The organism is Citricoccus sp. NR2 (assembly GCF_027594385.1).
Lineage (GTDB): Bacteria > Actinomycetota > Actinomycetes > Actinomycetales > Micrococcaceae > CmP2.
This window is the reverse complement of sequence record NZ_CP115154.1, coordinates 91939-109233: the sequence shown is the minus strand read 5'-3', so window position 1 is coordinate 109233 and position 17295 is coordinate 91939. Positions and strand designations below refer to the sequence as shown.

17 protein-coding genes are annotated in these 17295 nt (G+C 63.8%); 14 read left to right on the top strand and 3 right to left on the bottom strand.

The window, feature by feature from the left end; genetic code table 11:
• Positions 1 to 2: 2 nt before the first annotated feature.
• Entirely contained in the window at positions 3 to 1223 is a 1221-nt protein-coding gene (locus O1A05_RS00530) for a hypothetical protein (RefSeq protein ID WP_270106160.1), read from the top strand.
• Here O1A05_RS00530 and O1A05_RS00525 read toward each other — a convergent pair.
• Positions 1114 to 2547, bottom strand: a complete 1434-nt coding sequence (locus O1A05_RS00525) for a hypothetical protein (RefSeq protein WP_270106159.1) — start codon at positions 2545 to 2547, stop codon at positions 1114 to 1116. The two genes, O1A05_RS00530 and O1A05_RS00525, sit on opposite strands and share 110 nt — an antisense overlap.
• 129 nt (positions 2548 to 2676) lie before the next feature.
• On the opposite strand from O1A05_RS00525, the gene O1A05_RS00520 reads away from it, so the two are divergent.
• From O1A05_RS00520 to O1A05_RS00505, 4 genes are all read left to right on the top strand, one after another.
• Positions 2677 to 3162 (top strand): ElyC/SanA/YdcF family protein, encoded by a 486-nt coding sequence (locus O1A05_RS00520; protein ID WP_270106158.1) that lies wholly within the window; start codon positions 2677 to 2679, stop codon positions 3160 to 3162.
• Between the two features lie 89 nt (positions 3163 to 3251).
• On the top strand, positions 3252 to 4757 hold the full coding sequence (locus tag O1A05_RS00515; protein ID WP_270106157.1) for a polysaccharide biosynthesis tyrosine autokinase: 1506 nt from the start codon (positions 3252 to 3254) through the stop codon (positions 4755 to 4757).
• A complete protein-coding gene (locus O1A05_RS00510; RefSeq protein WP_270106156.1) occupies positions 4739 to 5341 on the top strand; it encodes an arsenate reductase/protein-tyrosine-phosphatase family protein in 603 nt (200 codons plus the stop codon). Before O1A05_RS00515 ends, O1A05_RS00510 begins: the two co-directional genes overlap by 19 nt.
• 26 nt (positions 5342 to 5367) lie before the next feature.
• The gene (locus tag O1A05_RS00505) at positions 5368 to 6360 is read left to right on the top strand and encodes a diacylglycerol/lipid kinase family protein (protein WP_270106155.1); all 993 of its coding nucleotides are present in this window, start codon (positions 5368 to 5370) and stop codon (positions 6358 to 6360) included.
• Here the strand turns inward: O1A05_RS00505 and rlmH are convergent.
• On the bottom strand, positions 6348 to 6806 hold the full coding sequence (gene rlmH, locus O1A05_RS00500; protein ID WP_270106154.1) for a 23S rRNA (pseudouridine(1915)-N(3))-methyltransferase RlmH: 459 nt from the start codon (positions 6804 to 6806) through the stop codon (positions 6348 to 6350). The two genes, O1A05_RS00505 and rlmH, sit on opposite strands and share 13 nt — an antisense overlap.
• Positions 6807 to 6949: 143 nt before the next feature.
• On the opposite strand from rlmH, the gene O1A05_RS00495 reads away from it, so the two are divergent.
• The 3 genes from O1A05_RS00495 (at position 6950) to O1A05_RS00485 (ending at position 9437) form a co-directional block, all read left to right on the top strand.
• A complete protein-coding gene (locus tag O1A05_RS00495) occupies positions 6950 to 8302 on the top strand; it encodes a sodium/glutamate symporter (RefSeq protein WP_270106153.1) in 1353 nt (450 codons plus the stop codon).
• A gap of 227 nt (positions 8303 to 8529) precedes the next feature.
• A complete protein-coding gene (locus O1A05_RS00490; RefSeq protein WP_270106152.1) occupies positions 8530 to 8982 on the top strand; it encodes a DoxX family protein in 453 nt (150 codons plus the stop codon).
• Between the two features lie 155 nt (positions 8983 to 9137).
• Positions 9138 to 9437 (top strand): hypothetical protein, encoded by a 300-nt coding sequence (locus tag O1A05_RS00485; protein ID WP_270106151.1) that lies wholly within the window; start codon positions 9138 to 9140, stop codon positions 9435 to 9437.
• Positions 9438 to 9506: 69 nt separating this feature from the next.
• Here O1A05_RS00485 and O1A05_RS00480 read toward each other — a convergent pair whose 3' ends face one another.
• Complete coding sequence (locus tag O1A05_RS00480) at positions 9507 to 9968, bottom strand: hypothetical protein (RefSeq protein WP_270106150.1); 462 nt, start codon at positions 9966 to 9968, stop codon at positions 9507 to 9509.
• 73 nt (positions 9969 to 10041) lie between these two features.
• On the opposite strand from O1A05_RS00480, the gene O1A05_RS00475 reads away from it, so the two are divergent.
• The 6 genes from O1A05_RS00475 (at position 10042) to O1A05_RS00450 (ending at position 17293) form a co-directional block, all read left to right on the top strand.
• Positions 10042 to 12291, top strand: a complete 2250-nt coding sequence (locus O1A05_RS00475) for an ATP-binding protein (protein WP_270106149.1) — start codon at positions 10042 to 10044, stop codon at positions 12289 to 12291.
• On the top strand, positions 12288 to 12815 hold the full coding sequence (locus O1A05_RS00470) for an HtaA domain-containing protein (RefSeq protein ID WP_270106148.1): 528 nt from the start codon (positions 12288 to 12290) through the stop codon (positions 12813 to 12815). Before O1A05_RS00475 ends, O1A05_RS00470 begins: the two co-directional genes overlap by 4 nt.
• 159 nt (positions 12816 to 12974) lie before the next feature.
• Complete coding sequence (locus tag O1A05_RS00465; RefSeq protein ID WP_270106147.1) at positions 12975 to 14147, top strand: cytochrome P450; 1173 nt, start codon at positions 12975 to 12977, stop codon at positions 14145 to 14147.
• Positions 14148 to 14200: 53 nt separating this feature from the next.
• Positions 14201 to 15313: an NAD(P)-dependent alcohol dehydrogenase gene (locus O1A05_RS00460; RefSeq protein WP_270106146.1), complete on the top strand. Its 1113-nt coding sequence runs from the start codon at positions 14201 to 14203 to the stop codon at positions 15311 to 15313.
• A 47-nt stretch (positions 15314 to 15360) separates the two neighbouring features.
• A complete protein-coding gene (locus tag O1A05_RS00455; protein ID WP_270106145.1) occupies positions 15361 to 16833 on the top strand; it encodes an aldehyde dehydrogenase family protein in 1473 nt (490 codons plus the stop codon).
• 130 nt (positions 16834 to 16963) lie between these two features.
• Positions 16964 to 17293, top strand: a complete 330-nt coding sequence (locus O1A05_RS00450; protein ID WP_270106144.1) for a 2Fe-2S iron-sulfur cluster-binding protein — start codon at positions 16964 to 16966, stop codon at positions 17291 to 17293.
• The last annotated feature ends 2 nt before the right edge of the window (positions 17294 to 17295 follow it).

Sequence of the window (17295 nt, the reverse complement as noted above, 5' to 3'; positions counted from 1 at the left end):
CCATGATCCGATTCGCGGGCCTGATCGCCAGCAACGCCGCCAGCAGTATCGTGGCGATGCTGCTGACCATCGTGATCGGACGCCAAGGGGGCCCGGCCCTGCTCGGCGTCTTCAGCGTGTGCTTCGCGGCTATGGCGTTCATCGATCTGTTCGCCCGCGAAATCGGGGTCAACCGGGCGCTGCTGCACGCCTCCAACGCCACGATCCGCCAGCAGGCGTTCTCCCGGGCGCTGTTGGTCTCCCTGAGCGTTGCGGTACTGGTGGCTGGCGCCGGATGGGTGATGAGTGCTCCGATCGTGCTGGCGATGAGCCCGGTGGTCCCGGGCTACGTCTGCTACAACTACCTCCGGTTGTGGGCGGTCAGTGACGGACAGATCCGCAAAGGTCTCACGGCCGACGTCGTCCAACTCACCCTGGTGTGCGGGGGCAGTGCGGCCGCCATTGTCGGGAACGTGCCCGTGGTGTGGGTTGTGCTGTGTTGGGCGGCAGGGCTGTGGCTGAGCGCGGTGATGCTGGCGTACCAGGTGCGGTTGCGGTTCATCCCCCGGTGGCCGGCCTCGGAGCAGGGAGTGGCCACCGGCACCCACTTCGGTGTCCAGGTGTTGATCGGCAACGGCTCCGTGCACGTGATGACGTTTATTCTGGCCGCGGTCACCCACACGGCGGTACTGGGCGCCATCCGCGGGGCCTCCACCGTGTTTGGGCCCATCAACCTGATCAGCACCAGCGTCTCCACCCTGGCCATCCGGCAGATCGCCGACGGCAAAGAGGAAGACCGCGCCAAGCACATGCTCTACTGGTTCGCCGTGCCCACCGGACTGGCCCTGCTCCTGGTGGGGGCGATGCTGGTGCTGAGTGTCTTCTTCGGTGAACTCATTCTGGGGCGCTCCTGGGACGCCGTGCAGCCGCTGTTGATCTGGGCCGGGCTCGACGTCATCGTGGTGGCCACCATGTCGGCCGTGCACGCCGTCCACCGGGTCGATGGGCGGGCCCGCGAGCTGATGCGGATCAGCGTGATCGGCGCCGTTGCCCGTCTCACCGTGGTTCCCGCCCTGGCCTGGAGTATGGGGGCTCAGGGGGCGATCATCGCGATCCTGGTGGTCTCGATCGTCGTCAGCCTGGGGACCTGGATGTCCTACTGGGGCTACCGGAAACAGGATCAGGCGCAGGCACGGTCGACCCAGCCTCGGGAAGAGGGGGCCGCCGACGCCGGTCAACGGTGAGTTGCCAGGGGGATCCGGGCCTGCCAGCCAATGTGCCCGCATAATCGGAATCCCCGCTACGCTCCGCACCCACGGCCAGGATCAGCAGCGTCACCACCACCCAGATCAGGGTCGTGGACCGGTTCACCGTCAACGACGGAATGCCGAAGGACGCGCCGATCAGCATGATGGCCACCATGAACGCCAGCCGCCGTCGCTGCGGGTCCTGGGTGTGACGGGCGATCCACAATATCGCCAGGTAAGTGGCAGCCACACAAACCACGCCGAGCAGCCCTGCCACGATGATCGCTTCGGTCCAGGCGCTGTCATAGGGCACCGCGAGTCCGGCCAATCCCACCCCGACCCAGGGACTGGCTGAGAGCACCGCCGACATCACCATCATGATGGCCGAATCCTCGTTCCATCGTCCGGCCGTGTAGAACTCGAGCAGGCTTTGATCGGCCGGGGGAGTGAGCAGTCGGATGAGATAGTCGAAGCCGTCCCAGTTCTGGAAGAACCCGGAGGAGGTGAGCAGCGCCGCCGTCACCGGGACGATCAACAGCAGCCAGATCTTTCGGCTCGGGGCCACCGAACGCCAGAGGTAATAGACCCCCAGGGGTAGCCCCGCCAGTACGAACACTTTGGACACCGTGAACGCGCCGCCGATGCACAGCACCAGTATCACGAACAGCAGCACGGTGGTGCGCTTGCGGTACAAGTAGATGGCCAGGAACAGGGCCAAGGAGTACACCAGGCCGGCCTCGGCTGGCTGATTGAAGATCCCGGAATACCGTCCCATGGTGGCCGCATGTTCTGCGGTGGAGAGACTCTCCGGGCTGCTCGACCAGAAGTATCGCAGTAGCGGATTCAGCGCCGGCGTCATGGATTGGATGATGGAGAGGACAGCGTTCACCGCCGCGCCCCACACGATGACGGCCCCGGCGGTGTTCAGCGCGGTCGTCGCCGTCGACGGGCGGACCAAGCAGGCCAAGGTCAGCAGGATGGCCACGGGGAGTAGCAGATTGTCCGCGCTGGCCATCAGTGAGCCTCGATCCCAGGGCAGCGAGGCGGTCACCGGGGAGACCACGGCGACCAGCGAGATGGCCACGAACAGCGCCCAGGGCAACACCAGGCGCAGCACGATGGACCGGATGAAGGGGAAAGCGAAGGGCACGACGACGGCGGCCAGCCCGTAGACGACGATGTGCTCGACGCGTAGCGACCCCACCAGATACGGGCCGAAGGCGCTCAAACAGAGGAGGGCGACCAGGGCGCGCGGCAGGAGCGTCGATGCGCCGTCGGCGGGCGATCGGGAGCTGCGTTGCACTGCATCACGTTGCCCCACGGAGGTGCTCCTCGTCCCATGCTTTAATGGTTGAACCTGATACTACTCTGTGGGGTGTGTGTGGAACAAGAACCGCGAACAGCCCAACGCCGCCCCCGACGTGTCGCGGCGGTCGCGAGTCTTCTCCTCGTGACGACCTGGGTGGTCCTCGGTGCCCGCTATATCCTGCTTGCCTCACCGGACGAACCGGCGCCGGTGGATGCTGTCTACGCGCTGGGCGTGGTGTCACCGGAGCGACTAGACCGCGCCGTCGACCTGATCGAAGCCGGCCACAGTGATCACCTGGTCATGACGGTGTCGAGCGAGGCGCACTGGGGTGAGTTCTGTAGACGCGAGCACGGCTTCACCGTCACCTGCGTGACCCCCGATCCGCTCACCACGCGCGGGGAGGCGCGTTCCTGGGCGCGCCTGGCCGAACAGCATGACTGGGACTCGGTCATGGTCATCACTATGGTTCCGCACCTGGGTCGGGCCGAGATGTATTTCCAGCGCTGCTTTTCCGGGGAATTGGTCATGGTGGACGACGGTCGTGACATGGAGAGTGCGGTGTGGGTGCGGCAGCTCTTCTATGAGTCGGCTGCATTCGTTCGTTATGCCTTGTCGCGGGGATGTTGAAAGAAATACCCCGGATTCAGTTGATGCGTGTAGTGTATAGGGAGGTGTGAAGCGTGGGGTAACGACCTCGGCCCGAAAGGAAACTGCTCATGGAATTGCGCGAATACATGCGAATTCTGCTCCAGAGCTGGTGGCTGGTCGTGACCATGACCCTGGCCGGAGTCCTCGCGGCGGGGGCGTTCTCGATGCTCGTCACACCTCGATATGAGGCGACGTCGCAACTGTACGTGTCCGTCCGTCATGATGAGGCCGACACCGCCAGCGACCTGGTGCAGGGTGCGACCTTCGCTCAGCAGTCGGTCAACAGCTACATCGACCTGGCGACGAGCGCGATCGTGCTCGACAACGTCATCGATGAACTCGACCTGGATACCACCAGCACCTCTCTGCGCGATTCGCTGTCGGTCGCCTCCCCGGAAAACACGGTACTGATCTCGATCACCGCTAGCGATGAGAATCCGGGCGAGGCCTCGGCGCTGGCCAATACCACCGGCGAGGTCTTCTCCCGGGTGGTGGAGAACGAGATCGAGGTGGCCGACGCGAACGGTGTCAGCCCCATCCAGGTGCGGATGATCCAGCCGGCACCGGTGCCCGAGGCTCCCGTCAGCCCGAACATCCCCATCAATATCGCTGTGGGACTGCTGTTGGGATTGGCTGTCGGCGTCGGCATCGCCCTGCTGCGCTCCGTGCTGGACACCCGCATCCGCTCGATCCGCGACATCGAGCAGCTCACGGACGCCCCGATCCTGGGACGCATTCCCGTGGACCCCGAGGTCGCCACCCGCCCTCTGATCGTGCACTCGGACGCGATGAGCCCGCGCGCAGAGTCGTTCCGCAGCCTACGCACGAATCTGCAGTTCATCGGTGCGGCAGGCAGTCAGCGCGTTGTCGTGGTGACCAGTGCGATGCCCAGCGAAGGCAAAACCAACACCGTGACCAACCTGGCGATCGCGCTCGCCGACAACGGCGCAAGCGTAGTGCTGGTGGATGCCGATCTGCGCAATCCCACCGTGGCCGACGTGATGGGAATTGAAGGCGGAGTGGGGCTCACCGATGTGCTCATTGGCCGTGCGGACCTCTCCGAGGTGCTGCAGCACTGGGGCCGCCGGAAGCTGGAGATCCTGCCCTCGGGTGCGATTCCTCCGAACCCCAGTGAGTTGCTGGGCTCCGCCGCCATGGAAGCGCTGCTGGGCCGGCTGGGCTCGAGAGTCGACTACGTGCTCATCGATTCCCCGCCGCTGCTGCCGGTCACCGACGCCGCCGTGATGTCGAAGTTCGCCACCGGGACGGTGCTGGTGGTGACCCCGGAGAGCACCAAGCGCCCGCAATTCTCCGCCGCCCTGAATACGCTGCACACCATCGACAGTCGACTGCTTGGCGTGGTGGCCACCAAGATGCCGGCGAAGGGCGCCGACCGGGCACTGTATCCGCACTACCGCTACGAGCGGGCGCACACAGGGGCATCACCTGATCACCTGGACCGCGACACGGCGGAATCGGCGGTCGATTTCGGTCCCACGGTGCACGCCACGGAGATCGAAACCCCGGCGTCGACGATGGGTGCTCAGGATTCCCGATGGCGCATCGGATCCTGACCGTCTGCACCGGCAACATCTGCCGCTCGCCCATCGCGGAGCAACTCCTCACCACTCACCTCGCCCACCACGACATCACCGTGACCAGTGCGGGCACCCACGCCATGGTGGGCTGCGCTATGCCCGGACAGGCGCGACACTGGTCGTTACTGCTGGGTGGCCACGGCGCGAAAGAACACCGCGGAGTTCAACTCACCGCCGCGCAGATTCAGGACGCCGACCTGGTGCTAGCACTAGATCGCCAGCACCGGCGCACTGTGGTGGAACTACATCCACCCGCCAGCCGGTATTGCTTCACGCTGCTCGAATTCGCCCATATCGTCAGCACCATGACCGAAGACACGATGACGGAAGAATTAGCACCACCGGGGAGCGGGCAGGAAGGCTCCGTCATGGCCCGGGTTGTCGCACTGGTGGGATCGATGCGCGGGGTAGTGCCGCCACTGGACCACCGTGACGACTACGACGTCGTCGATCCGTATCTTGGATCCGATGACATGTACGCCCACGCCGCGAAGGTCATCGAGACGGCGGTGCTGCGGATCGCCGGCTTTGTCGACCAGGTGGCGCACCGACCCGCATAGTAGCCCCGCATAGTAGCGTGGAGTCCATGCCACGACGACGCCGCATTCTGGTGCTGCTGAACCCCCACGCCGGACGCGGTGCGTTGGGTGGGGCGACCCCTCAGCACTTCAGTGATGACGTCGGGATCGACGCGGAGATCATCGTCCCGGACCCTGACGACCACGCGGTGCAGATGGCCCGGGCGCGCCGCGAACTTGCCGAGGGCGTGGACGCGGTGCTGGTGCGTGGCGGCGACGGCATGGTGGCTGCCGGAGTGAACCTGGTGGCGCAGACCGAAGTGCCATTAGGCGTGATCCCGGCAGGAACGGGCAACGACTTCGTTCGCGCCGCACGCCTGCCCCTCTCTTCACCGGCGGCACTGAAGCACCTCCTCACCGCCCTGCGTGCACCCGAGCTGACCACCGTCGCCGTCGATGCGCTGCATGTCATCCTGCGCGCCCCCGGCGTGACACGCGAATTGTGGGTGGCCAACTCGCTGAACATCGGTTTCGACGCAGAAGTCAATCAACGTGCCGAAACGCTGCGGCACATCCCCGGATCGCTGCGCTATCTGGTGGGATTGGTCCAATCCCTACCCAGGTTCCACACCCGACGCATGCGACTGCAGCTCGACGAGGTCGCCCATGACCTCGACGCCGCACTCATCTGCGTGCACAACGGAGGTTATATTGGCGGCGGGATTCCGCTGAACACGCAGGCGAAGCACGACGACGGGGTACTGAATGTCTCCACGGTGGGACGAGTCTCCCGCACCGGGGTGACCCTGTTGTTCCCGCTCGTCTACCTGGGTGCGCATCCGCTCTTGCGGCCGCTGAGTGCCCATCAAGCCACCCGACTGCGCATCCACATCCCCGCGGGTGTTCCGGTGTACGCGGACGGAGAAGCCGTCCACGCACCCCCGCTCGGCACCCCGTCCGCCACCGAGGATGCGGGGAACAATGAGCTACAGGTGCAGGTCGTGCCCGGGGCTGTACGTCTCATTCACTCAGAGACAGTTCGCCACACTCAGACGTGGTGATAAGGGCGCCCGCCCGAAATCTCCTGGGCTCGATACAGCTGTTCCGCCAACACCAGGCGCACCAACTGGTGTGGGAACACCAACTTCGACAGCGACCACACCAGATTTGCGCGCTGATGCACCCGGTCATCCACGCCGTAGGCGCCGCCGATCACCAGCACTACATGCTGACCGGTATCGAACCGAGACTGCACGTGCTCGGCCAGCCGCTCCGAGGTCAGGTTCGTGCCGCGCTCGTCCAATAGGATCAGCTGATCCGTGGGAGAGATCTTCGCTAGGATCCGTTCTGACTCTTCTGCCCGGGCGTGATCGTGCTGGCGGGCCGAATGTGGCAGCAACTGCCAGGTCACGGTGTAGGGCTTTTTCAGCCGTTTCTCATACCGTTCAATACCCTCGCGCACCCATGATTCGTGCTTGCGTCCGACGGCGAGGATGGTAACGGCCATGGGTACTAGTCTAGACTTCCTCTGTCCTACAGGGACGACGCTGGCGCACCGGTGCTGGCACGCTCACCACCACCGCGCGTCGAGTGCGCATCACCACCGCGCAGCGCGTGACACCAACGTAGTCGACGTCGAAGGAGACGACTGTGGAATTCACCCCTTGGGTGCTGCTGATCGATGCTGGTCTGATCGGCGTCCTGCTGGCTATCGGAACCTGGCTGCGGGCGGTGATCCCGTGGTTGCAGACGATGATGATTCCCGCCTCGGTGATGGCCGGCATTCTGGGTCTGGCCTTCGGTCCTAACGGGCTGGGCTGGATCCCCTTCTCCGAGTACATGGGCACCTACGGTTCGGTGCTGATCGCTGTGGTGTTCGCCTGTATCGCACTAACCGATGACTTCAACATCTTTAAAATCGGCCGCAACGTCGCCTCCTTCTCCGCCTACGGCGTGCTGATGTACTCGCTCCAGGTCGCCCTGGGTATGGCCTTGGTGCTGATGCTCATCGGCCCGCTCTTTGATGCTCCCGACAGCATCGGCGTGCTGCTCTTTGCCGGCTGGGCCGGTGGTTTTGGTTCCGCTGCTGCTATTGGTGACGTCTTCACCCAGCAGACTGGCGACCCCGAGATGGCCTCGCTGGCCTACACCGCCGCGACCGTCGGCCTGATCGTCGGCGTCGTCGGCGGCATCATCCAGGCCAAGATTGGCGCCTCCCGGGGCCACGCCAAGGCTTTCCGTGGCATGAAGTCCCTGCCCGAGGACATGCGCACCGGCCTGATCCGCAAGGTGGAGGAGCGCCCGGCCATCGGCCAGCACACTTTCTCCGGTGCCTCCGTGGAGTCGCTGGCATTCCAAGTCGGCGTCGTTTCTGCTATTGCCGCCGGCGCCTACGGCGTGACCCTGCTGGTCACCTCGCAGTGGGAAAACCTGACGATCCCGGTGTTCTCCGTAGCGTTCGTGATCGGTTTGATCGTGCGCTCGGTGATGACCCGCACCAAGGTCTCCACCTACCTCGACCGCGGATCGCTGAACTCCGTGGCCGGTTCCGCCACCGACATCCTGATCGTCTGCGGTATCGCTTCCATCGCTCCGGCTATCGTGGCCGGTTACTGGGTCGAGTTGCTGATCCTCTTCGCCTTCGGCATGGCCCTGTGCCTGGTGCTGGGCCTGGTGGTCGCACCGCGGTTGATGCAGGATGGCTGGTTCGAGAAGCAGCTGTTCACCTGGGGTTGGGCCACCGGTGCAGTGTCCACCGGCGTGGCGCTGCTGCGTATCACCGACCCGAAGCTGGAATCCGGGACGATGGAAGAGTTCGGCGTGGCCTACATTCCGGTCACCCCCGTCGAGATCGCTGCGGTGACGTTCGTTCCGCTGCTGGTGATCGCCGGTTCCGCCTGGCTGGTGGTGGGCATCTGGGGCGCGATCGCCGTCGTTGCCATGGTTGCCGCGTTCTTCATTATTCGCGCCAACAAACGCGACGCCGCGGCGGTATCTGCCTGATCTCCACTTGGGGCAAGACATCTCAGGTCACGCTCGTGACCTTTATCGCAACACACTGGGCCACCCGACCGAGCTCCGTTCGTTCGGGTGGCCCAGTTTTCTGCGTCTTTGAGATCTGAAATACCAGAGTTTGCCTGAGAATCTCTGAGGCCGGTGTCTGTCCGGAAAATCCCAGGGTCTGGTTGCTACCGTCTGCCCGTGTCCAGACCAAGGAGAGGAAGCTTCGCATGGCTCAGACTCAGAACCCGTACGCCCAGCTCGTCCGCACACCCCAGCTGGTCGCCGACATCGCGTTACTAGCGGCCCGCATTGCCCTCGGGCTGATCATGATGGCCCACGGTTGGCAGAAGCTCGACGAGTGGGGCCTGGCTGGTACCGGAGAATTCTTCGACCAGATGGGGGTGCCCGCGCCGCACATATCAGCCGCCATGGCCGCCGGCGTGGAATTCGGTGGGGGAGCGCTGCTGATCCTCGGGCTGTTGACGCCGCTGGCCGGCATCGCTATTACCGCGGTGATGGCCAGTGCCTGGGGTATCGCGCACTGGACTGACACCGTGTTCGTGGACCAGGGCGGTTGGGAATTGGTTGCCGCTCTCACCGTGGGTGCCCTGGTGATCGCCGTCGTCGGCCCCGGACGCCTCAGTATCGACGCGCTGTTCACCCGCCGTCGGGGTCGGTGAATTCGGCCAGCGGCATGAGATCGCCGGTCGCCGGCTACGGAAGATCATGCGTTAGTCAGCTCTCACCCTTCGGATCGTCGAAGAGCCCTCCTTGAATAGTGATCCCGCGGGGAGGCACCTCGAGCAGGCGCACCGATGCTGAGGAGTGAAGGAGCGTGGCGAGGGCACAGGAAGCGCGTCTGCTTGCGCAGTACGACGAGATCGAACGCGCGCTGGAGAAGGTCGGGCCCGCGCCGCAGCCGCCGACGTACGAAGAGATGCGCGCAGCGATCGAGTTCAAGAAGCACCAGCGGCTCCGCAGTGACGCGCTCGGCACGTACCGCGGTCAGAGCTTCGAGAGGTGGAAGGAGCGCACCATCGCTGCACAGGCGAAGCTCAGCCGCGCTTTGGCACGCGAGGTCGACGCGGAAACGCCCCGCCCGGAACGAGATAAGGACCACGAGTACGGCGGGTGAGCCATGGACGTGGAAACACGGAACCCCGCAGCGGTCAAGCTGCAGGGTTCCGCTTCGAGTGAGTGGCGTTTAGCTGGCGATCCAGTTGCCGTTGGCATCTCCCATATAGTCTTCAACCTCGCCTGCAACGCCAATGGTGCCGTCGGTCATGATCGATAGCTGCACCGTCACTATGGTGTCGATCTTCCCATCGGCGTCAACCGATGGAAGCTCGATCTCGATCGCGTTGTCGGAATCAGTCTCCGAGGCAGCGCCATCGCCGACAAGGGTGATGCTCGTGTAATCCACACTGACATCGGCGCCTGGTTCCGCAGCTGACTCGTCGAGGTCTGCCTGCGTACCTGCGTCGTCGAGCCCGAGACTTTCCGCAACGATCGTGATTCCCGGAACCTGCTCGTCAGACGCACTGCCGACGTAGCGGTCAAAGACATCCTTCCAAGCCAGCACTCTCGGCTCGCGACGCTCGATGACACCTGTTCCTGCACCAGACCCCCTTCCGTGGATGCGATTTTCGAGGGAGGATGTCTGCATGCAACGACATCCGGACTTGCCCCTGCCTGTTACTAGCTTTGTTGGGCGGCGGGAGCTCCGGCGGACTGTCCAAATGGCCTTGAAGCAGCACCCTTTCGTGACACTCACAGGATTGGGAGGGATGGGTAAATCCCGGCTCGCGATATCCGTTGCCGAGAAGATGGGTCCGAACTTTGCCGACGGGGTTCGCTACTTCAACCTCTCGAATTTGCCTACCGGTACCCCGGTCGAGGACGTAGTCCTCCGGTCCATGGTTGGAACTGACGTTTCCACGGCACGCGCGGGCGAGCGCCTGGTGGACTATCTGAGGAATCGGGAACAACTAATCGTCCTTGACAACTGCGAGCACGTGTCGGATGAAGTCCTGGAATTGGTATCGAGCATCCTCGATGCCGCCGGAGGGGTACGAATCCTGGCCACGAGCAGGCACGTCTTCGGAAGCTTCCGTGAACGCATTATCACGGTGCCGCCGCTCGGGGTGCCCAAAACTGCGTCGATTCCTGACCGTCAGCAGGTGGCGGCCTCCGAATCAGTGAAGCTGCTGTCAGAGCGGGCGAGATCGGTGCAACCGGGGTTCTCCATCACCAGCGACAACTACCGCACCGCTGCCCGCATCTGTGAACTCTTAGAGGGCAATCCTCTGGCCATCGAATTGGCCGCATCCCGGCTACGGACCTTTTCCCTCGCCGATATAGAAGAGCGGCTGGAAGACCGTTTCAGCTTCCTCACGTCACCAGATGCCACCATGCCGCCACGTCACCGCTCCCTCCGGGCGCTCATCGACTGGAGTTGGGAGTTGTGTACCCCTTCAGAACGGCTGCTGTGGCAGCGTGCTTCGGTATTTTCCGGCGGATTCACCCTTGAAGCGATCGAACAGGTGTGTTCGGGCAGTGATCTGAATCCGAAGAACGCTTGGGAGCTTCTGGATCAGCTTGTCCTCAAGTCTATCGTCATCCCCGAATCCTCCGGGCAGTCCTTGCGGTATAGGTTCTTAGACAGCATTGCTGAGTTCGGAAGCCAGCAACTGAAGGACACCGGCGAGTCCGAGACTATTCAGCGGGCGCACCGCGACTATTTCGCTCAACGAGCCCAAGCAAGCTGTGAGAATTGGTCATCGTCCCAGCAAGGCGAGATCATCGCAATGTTGCGGGAAGAGCGTGCCAACATGGCCCGTTCCCTGGAGTGGAGCTTTGACACGGAAGGTGAGGCGCTACGGGGTGCGGTGATGGTCAATCACCTACGCTTTCACTGGGCCGTGGACGGTTATCTTCGAGACGGTCGCAAGTGGACGTCGCTCGCTCTGGCTGCTAATCCCGACCCCGGCGCAGTACGCGGCACAACGCTTTGGGTTGCCGCTTGGATTTTGCTTCTCCAAGGTGAGACGGAGACAGCCCGACGTCTGCTGGCAGAATCCGTATTCATCGCGAACCAGTCGTCGGACCCGGATTTGAAGGCCTATGTCAGCCTGTTCAGGGGGACGGCAGCACTATGGACCTCTGAGCTCGAAAACGCCGTCACCCTGCTGAAATCAGCTGTGACCCATTTCATGGCCACCGAGAAGTCCTTCGGCATGTTGTTCGGATCGATGATGTTTGTGCTGGCCCTGGCTGATACGGGTGAGTTCGATCGAGCTCAAAAGGTAGCAGATCGAGCGATGGAGAAGGGCCGAGAGATTGGCGATCAATGGGGTACGTGTCAGGTGGAGTGGGCTTCTGGATTGGTGTCCTGGCTCGACGGTGACCTCACAGGAGCTGTGGAGCTGGTAAGGGCGGGCCTGTCTCGACGTCTGGACTTTGACCGTGTGGGAACAGCTCTGCAGTTTGACGTCCTCGCCTGGATCATGGAGTGTAGTGGAGACCACGATGAGGCGGCACGCCTCCTGGGTGTCGCTCGGGACCTGTGGCGGGCCTTGGGGACTTCGATCCACGCCTTTGGCACGAGCCTGGCCCAACGATCAGAACAGTGCCACGACGCCCTTGAAGGGCACCTCTCTGCGGACCGTCGAAATGCCCTGATGCTCGAAGGCGCGCGGTGGGACCCTGTTGTTCGGACCAGCCGTGCGTTAGGCATCGCGCACTCTCGACAAGACGAAAAATCAACCGGTTCGGAGGTCCTAACGCCAACCGAATGGACCATCAGTCAGTTGCTGGCTGATGGGTTGAGCAATCGCGAGATTGCGACGCGCTTGGTTATTTCGCATCGAACGGTCGAGGGGCATGTGGCAAATGCCTTGATGAAACTCGGCTTCACCTCGCGCTCACAGATCGCCACGTGGGTGGCGCTGGGTGCACAGGCTCTACCCTCAGGAGAATCAAACAGATGAAGCACGGACTTTACTGGCCGGTCCTTGAACGTTTCCGTTCGTACGTCGAATCGCTCCCCGACGGGGCCGTTGCTGCGGACGCGAGGGCCGAGGTCCGCCCCACAGAACTCTTCTTCCCGCTGGCAGACAGTGCAACTCTCAGAGTAGGAGGCGCAGATTCCGTGGATGCGACCGAAGTCGGTATGACTGTCACAACCCTTGGGGAAGTCAGGTTCGGTGGCCACGGTGGCCTCCTGCTCGTCCCCTTGAAGGACGTGTGGGTGACTTGGACCGAAGACCGCTTGAAAGTGTCCATTAGCTATCCATGGCATTTCGACGGCGAGGACCCACGGATGGACCTCGCGACAGGATCCCTGACGTGGCGGCGATCGCCCACAGGATCGGAGATGGCCGGACGCGATCTCCGACTCACAGAAGACGGCTCGGAGATGTTCAATGGCGTATATCCCGAAGGGGAAGCGCTTGCCGACCTGTGGATTCTTCTTCCGGAAGATTCCTTCCTCGTTCCGAATGGGGGCGGCTGAACCGAGGGCGGTGACGTGGTGTCCTGCCCGAACCACGTGTTTTCACGCGGGTGCCCGCACTCCTCGACGTGCCAGCATGATTGTGTGACGCAGAACACATCGGGAAGTACATTCGGAGGCACGAAGTCAATGTCGACAAATACCCTCAGCCGCGATCTCGTGAGCACAGACCTGGATCTGTGGAGCGACGAAGTCCTAGCGGACCCGTATCCGCACTACAAGATGCTGCGGGACCTCGGCCCCGCAGCATACCTGTCCCGCTACGACATGTGGATCACCACGCGATACGATGTCGTCAAGAACGCCTTGATGGACTGGGAATCCTTCAGCTCCGCGCATTTGGGCGGTGTGGCCCTCAGCAAGGAGGGCCGCGAGGCTTGGCGCGGATCAGTGCTGGAGTCGGATCCACCTGTCCACGGGGAACGACGCAAGGTCTTCAACGACGTATTGCGCCCGAAGAGCATCCGCCGGGCCACGGGCGACATCGAAGCCCGCGCAGCCAAGGCCATCGATGTGTTGCTCAAACAAGGCACCTTCGATGGCGTGGTTGATCTCGCTCGGGATCTGCCCATGAACATCGTGATGGACTTGGTCGGCTGGCCGGACGACGGCCGAGACAAGATGCTGGAATGGGCCAGCGGAGCCTTCAACGCATTGGGTCCCGAAGGTAACGAGCGCATGCTGAACGCCTTTCCCAAGTTGCAAGCGGGACTGGACTACGTTGCGGAGAACGCCTCCAAGGACAAGATGGCACCGGAGAGCTTCGGCCACACGATGTTCGAGGCGGCCGAAAGCGGAGCGGTCCCTGCCGAGGTGGTCCCTATTGCCCTCAACGGCTTTATGCATGCTTCCCTGGACACGACTATCCACTCCATCGGCAACCTGCTCATGCTCTTCGCCCAGCATCCCGATCAATGGGAAATGGTGCGGGCGGATCCGACCCTGGTCGCGCAGGCATATCAAGAGGGCCTGCGACTCGAGTCCCCTATCCAGGTCTTCTCTCGGGCCACCACTCGCGATGTGGACCTCGGTGATGGCGTGGTCATCCCGAAGGATTCGCGCGTGGTCCACTCCTACGCTGCGGCCAACCGAGACGAGCGACACTTCGAGAATCCGGAGAAGTTCGATATCCACCGCAACGCTCAGGACCACCTGGCTTTCGACTTCGGAACACACGCCTGTCCCGGACGCCGCCTGGCCACCATGGAGGCCAATGCACTGTTCACCGCGATGGCTCAGCGCGTGAAGACGATCGAACTGGTCGGCGAGCCACAGCGGGAGTTGAACAACACCACTCGCGGCTGGTCCTCCCTGCCCATGCGCTTCAGCTGAGTTGAAGCCGAGACCCACAGCTTTCGTCTGAATCCCTACCCTTAGGAGAGAACGTGAAGATCGAGGCGCTCGTCGTCGAGCAGAAGCACGCGCCATTCGTGCAGGAGACGTTGGAGTTGGCTGAGCCTGGACCGGGCGAGGTGTTGGTGAAGGTGGTAGCCTCCGGGGTCTGTCACACGGATGCGATCACCCAGGCCGGGGATATGCCCCTGCCGTTGCCGGGGGTGCTCGGTCACGAGGGGTCCGGTGTGGTGGAGGCGCTCGGTGAGGGGGTCACGAACGTCGAGGTGGGGGACCACGTCATCATGGGTTGCCCGTACTGCGGTCAGTGCCGCAACTGCCGCCGTGGTGAGCACCGGTACTGCGACCTGTTGGGCCCGGCGGTAGCCAGTGGTCAGCGGTTTATCGGCCCGCAGGCGGGGACATCGGCCTACACCCGCGCGGATGGCTCCAGCCTCTCGGGGCATTTCTTCGGGCAGTCTTCCTTCGCCACCTATTCCTTGACCAACGCCAACGCGGTGGTGACGGTGGACTCGGAGGTGCCCCTGGAGATCATGGGGGTGTTGGCCTGTGGCATCACCACCGGGGCCGGTGCCGTGTTGAACACGGCCCGTCCCTCGGCTGGCGAGTCCCTGGTGGTCTATGGGGCCGGCGCCGTGGGGTTGGCGGCCATTATGGCGGCCCGCAACACCCCGGCCACCACGATCGTCGCGATCGACCTGCACGATTCCCGGTTGGAGCTGGCCACCCGTTATGGGGCCACGCACACCATCAACTCAGGTCGCGAGGACGCGTTGGCGCGGATCCTGGAGATCTGTGGGGGTCCGGCCGACTACGTCATCGACTGCACGGGCGTGATCGCCGTGATCGAGCAGGCGGCCGAGGCGGTGGGCATGCTCGGCACCCTGATCCTCATCGGTGGGGCTCCCGCGGAGGCCCGGTTCAGCCTGGACCACCAGCGCACTCTGTGGGGCAAGCACGTGGTGGGCACCCTCGGCGGATCGGGGACCTCCCAGGACCTGATCCCGGCCCTGATTGGGCTCTACCGGCAGGGCCGTTTCCCCTTCAATGAGCTCGTGCGAATGTACGACTTCGACCAGGTGGACCAGGCCTTCGCCGACTCCGCCTCAGGGGAGACGATCAAGCCGGTGCTGCGCATCGGTTGAACCAACGATCCCCGATTCCTACATCTGCTACCTCAGAAAGCGACACAATGAGCACTGTCTCCTCTCCAGATCCCTACACCGCTGTCTCGACGCCCCTGTACTACGGCGGGCGGGAGCACCAGACTGAGGCCACCCTGACGATCACCAACCCGGCACGTCCCTCCGAGGTGGTCGGCCGGGCCGCGTCCGCCACCCGGGATCAGGCCTTGGCTGCCGTCGCCGCCGCCCGGGAGGCGTTCCCGGCATGGGCGGCCCTGACGCCGGCCGAGCGTGCCGCCTACCTGACGGAGGCGAACTCGACCGTCACGGCCGACGTCGAGGCCGAGGCCGCCATCTTGTCCTCGGAGAACGGCAAGGTGGTCGGCGAGTCGATCGGCGACCACTACGGACTGTTGCAGCGCACCGAGCTGGCCATCGGCCTGGCGGACATCGTGGACGCCACCGATGTGCTGCCCGGCCCGCCCACCGAGACGCTTGTCTCCTACAAGCCCATGGGCGTGGTGACCATCATCGTGCCGTTCAATTGGCCCATCGCCATCCTCGGCGCCGCCCTGCCGTACGCCTTGATGGCCGGTAACACCGTGGTGGTCAAGCCGCCGCCGTCCTGCCCGCTGGCCACCACCCGCGCCGTGTTGCGCTACGCGCAGAAGCTACCGGCCGGCGTGCTCAACGTGGTCACCGGCGAGGACGCCGAGATCGGCGAGGCCCTGGTCTCCAACCCGGACGTGGCCAAGGTCTGCTTCACCGGCTCCGTGGGCGGGGGCAAGCGGATCATGACCATGGCCGCCCAGGCCCTGACCAACGTCACCCTCGAGCTCGGCGGCAACGACGCCGTGCTGATCCTGGACGACGCCGAGTTCACCGACGAGAACATGGACGCCTTGTTCGGCGGCATCTACGCCTCCACCGGCCAGATCTGTATGAACGCCAAGCGCATCTACGTCCACTCCTCCAAGAAGGAACAGCTGGTCGCGGAGCTGACCAAGCGCCTTCAAGCCGTGAAGATCGGCCCGGCCTCGGACCCGTCCACCACCATGGGCCCGTTCCACCAGAAGGCCCAACTGGGCTTCGTCACCGAGCTGGTCCAGGAGGCCCGGGACGCCGGAGCGGACGTGCGCGAGTTCGGCGAGCTGCCCGGCGGCGAGTGGGCCGAGGGCTACTTCATCCGCCCCTCGATGGTCATCGACCCGGACCCGTCCCTGCGCGTGGTCACCGAGGAGCAGTTCGGCCCGACCATCCCGATCATCACCTTCGAGGACACCGAGGAGGGCATCCGGATGGTCAACGACTCCCCCTACGGGCTGTGCAACTCCATCTGGACCTCCGACGAGCAGACCGCCCGGACCGTGGGCTCACGCCTGCAGGCCGGTTACATCTTCCACAACACCCACGGGGCACCGTCCCTCGACCAGCGCGCACCCTTCGGCGGCGTGAAGCAGTCCGGCATCGGCCGCGAGATGGGCCCGATCGGGCTTCGCTCCTTCATGGAGCCCCACGCCCTGGGGCTGAACAAGGGCTGACCCGGTGCGGTCTTCACTTAGTCAGTAAAGCGTTCCGAACGACTCAGTCTCGGTGAGGTCGTGTCGATACCCGCGGACGACTGTCAGCAGGCTGTCGACTGCCGAAGAAAGAATATATCAGGAGATTGCTATGTCAACCATCACGTATCACCAGCCCGACGGTCAGACGCAGGTCCTGGAGTTGGATCAGCCTGAGCGGATCATGCAGGCGGCCCTGAAGAACTCCGTGCCCGGGATCGTGGGGGAGTGCGGGGGTCAGGCGATGTGCGCCACGTGTCACGTCTACGTGCGGGAGGAGTACCTCGACGCCCTGCCGGAGATCAGCGAGGACGAGGAGGAGATGCTGGAGGTCACCGCCTCGGAACGCGATGAGCGCCGTAGCCGCCTGGGCTGCCAGATCGAGGTCGGTGGACCCGGCCTGGAGTCCATCGAGGTGGACGTCCCGGAAGAGCAGATCTGATC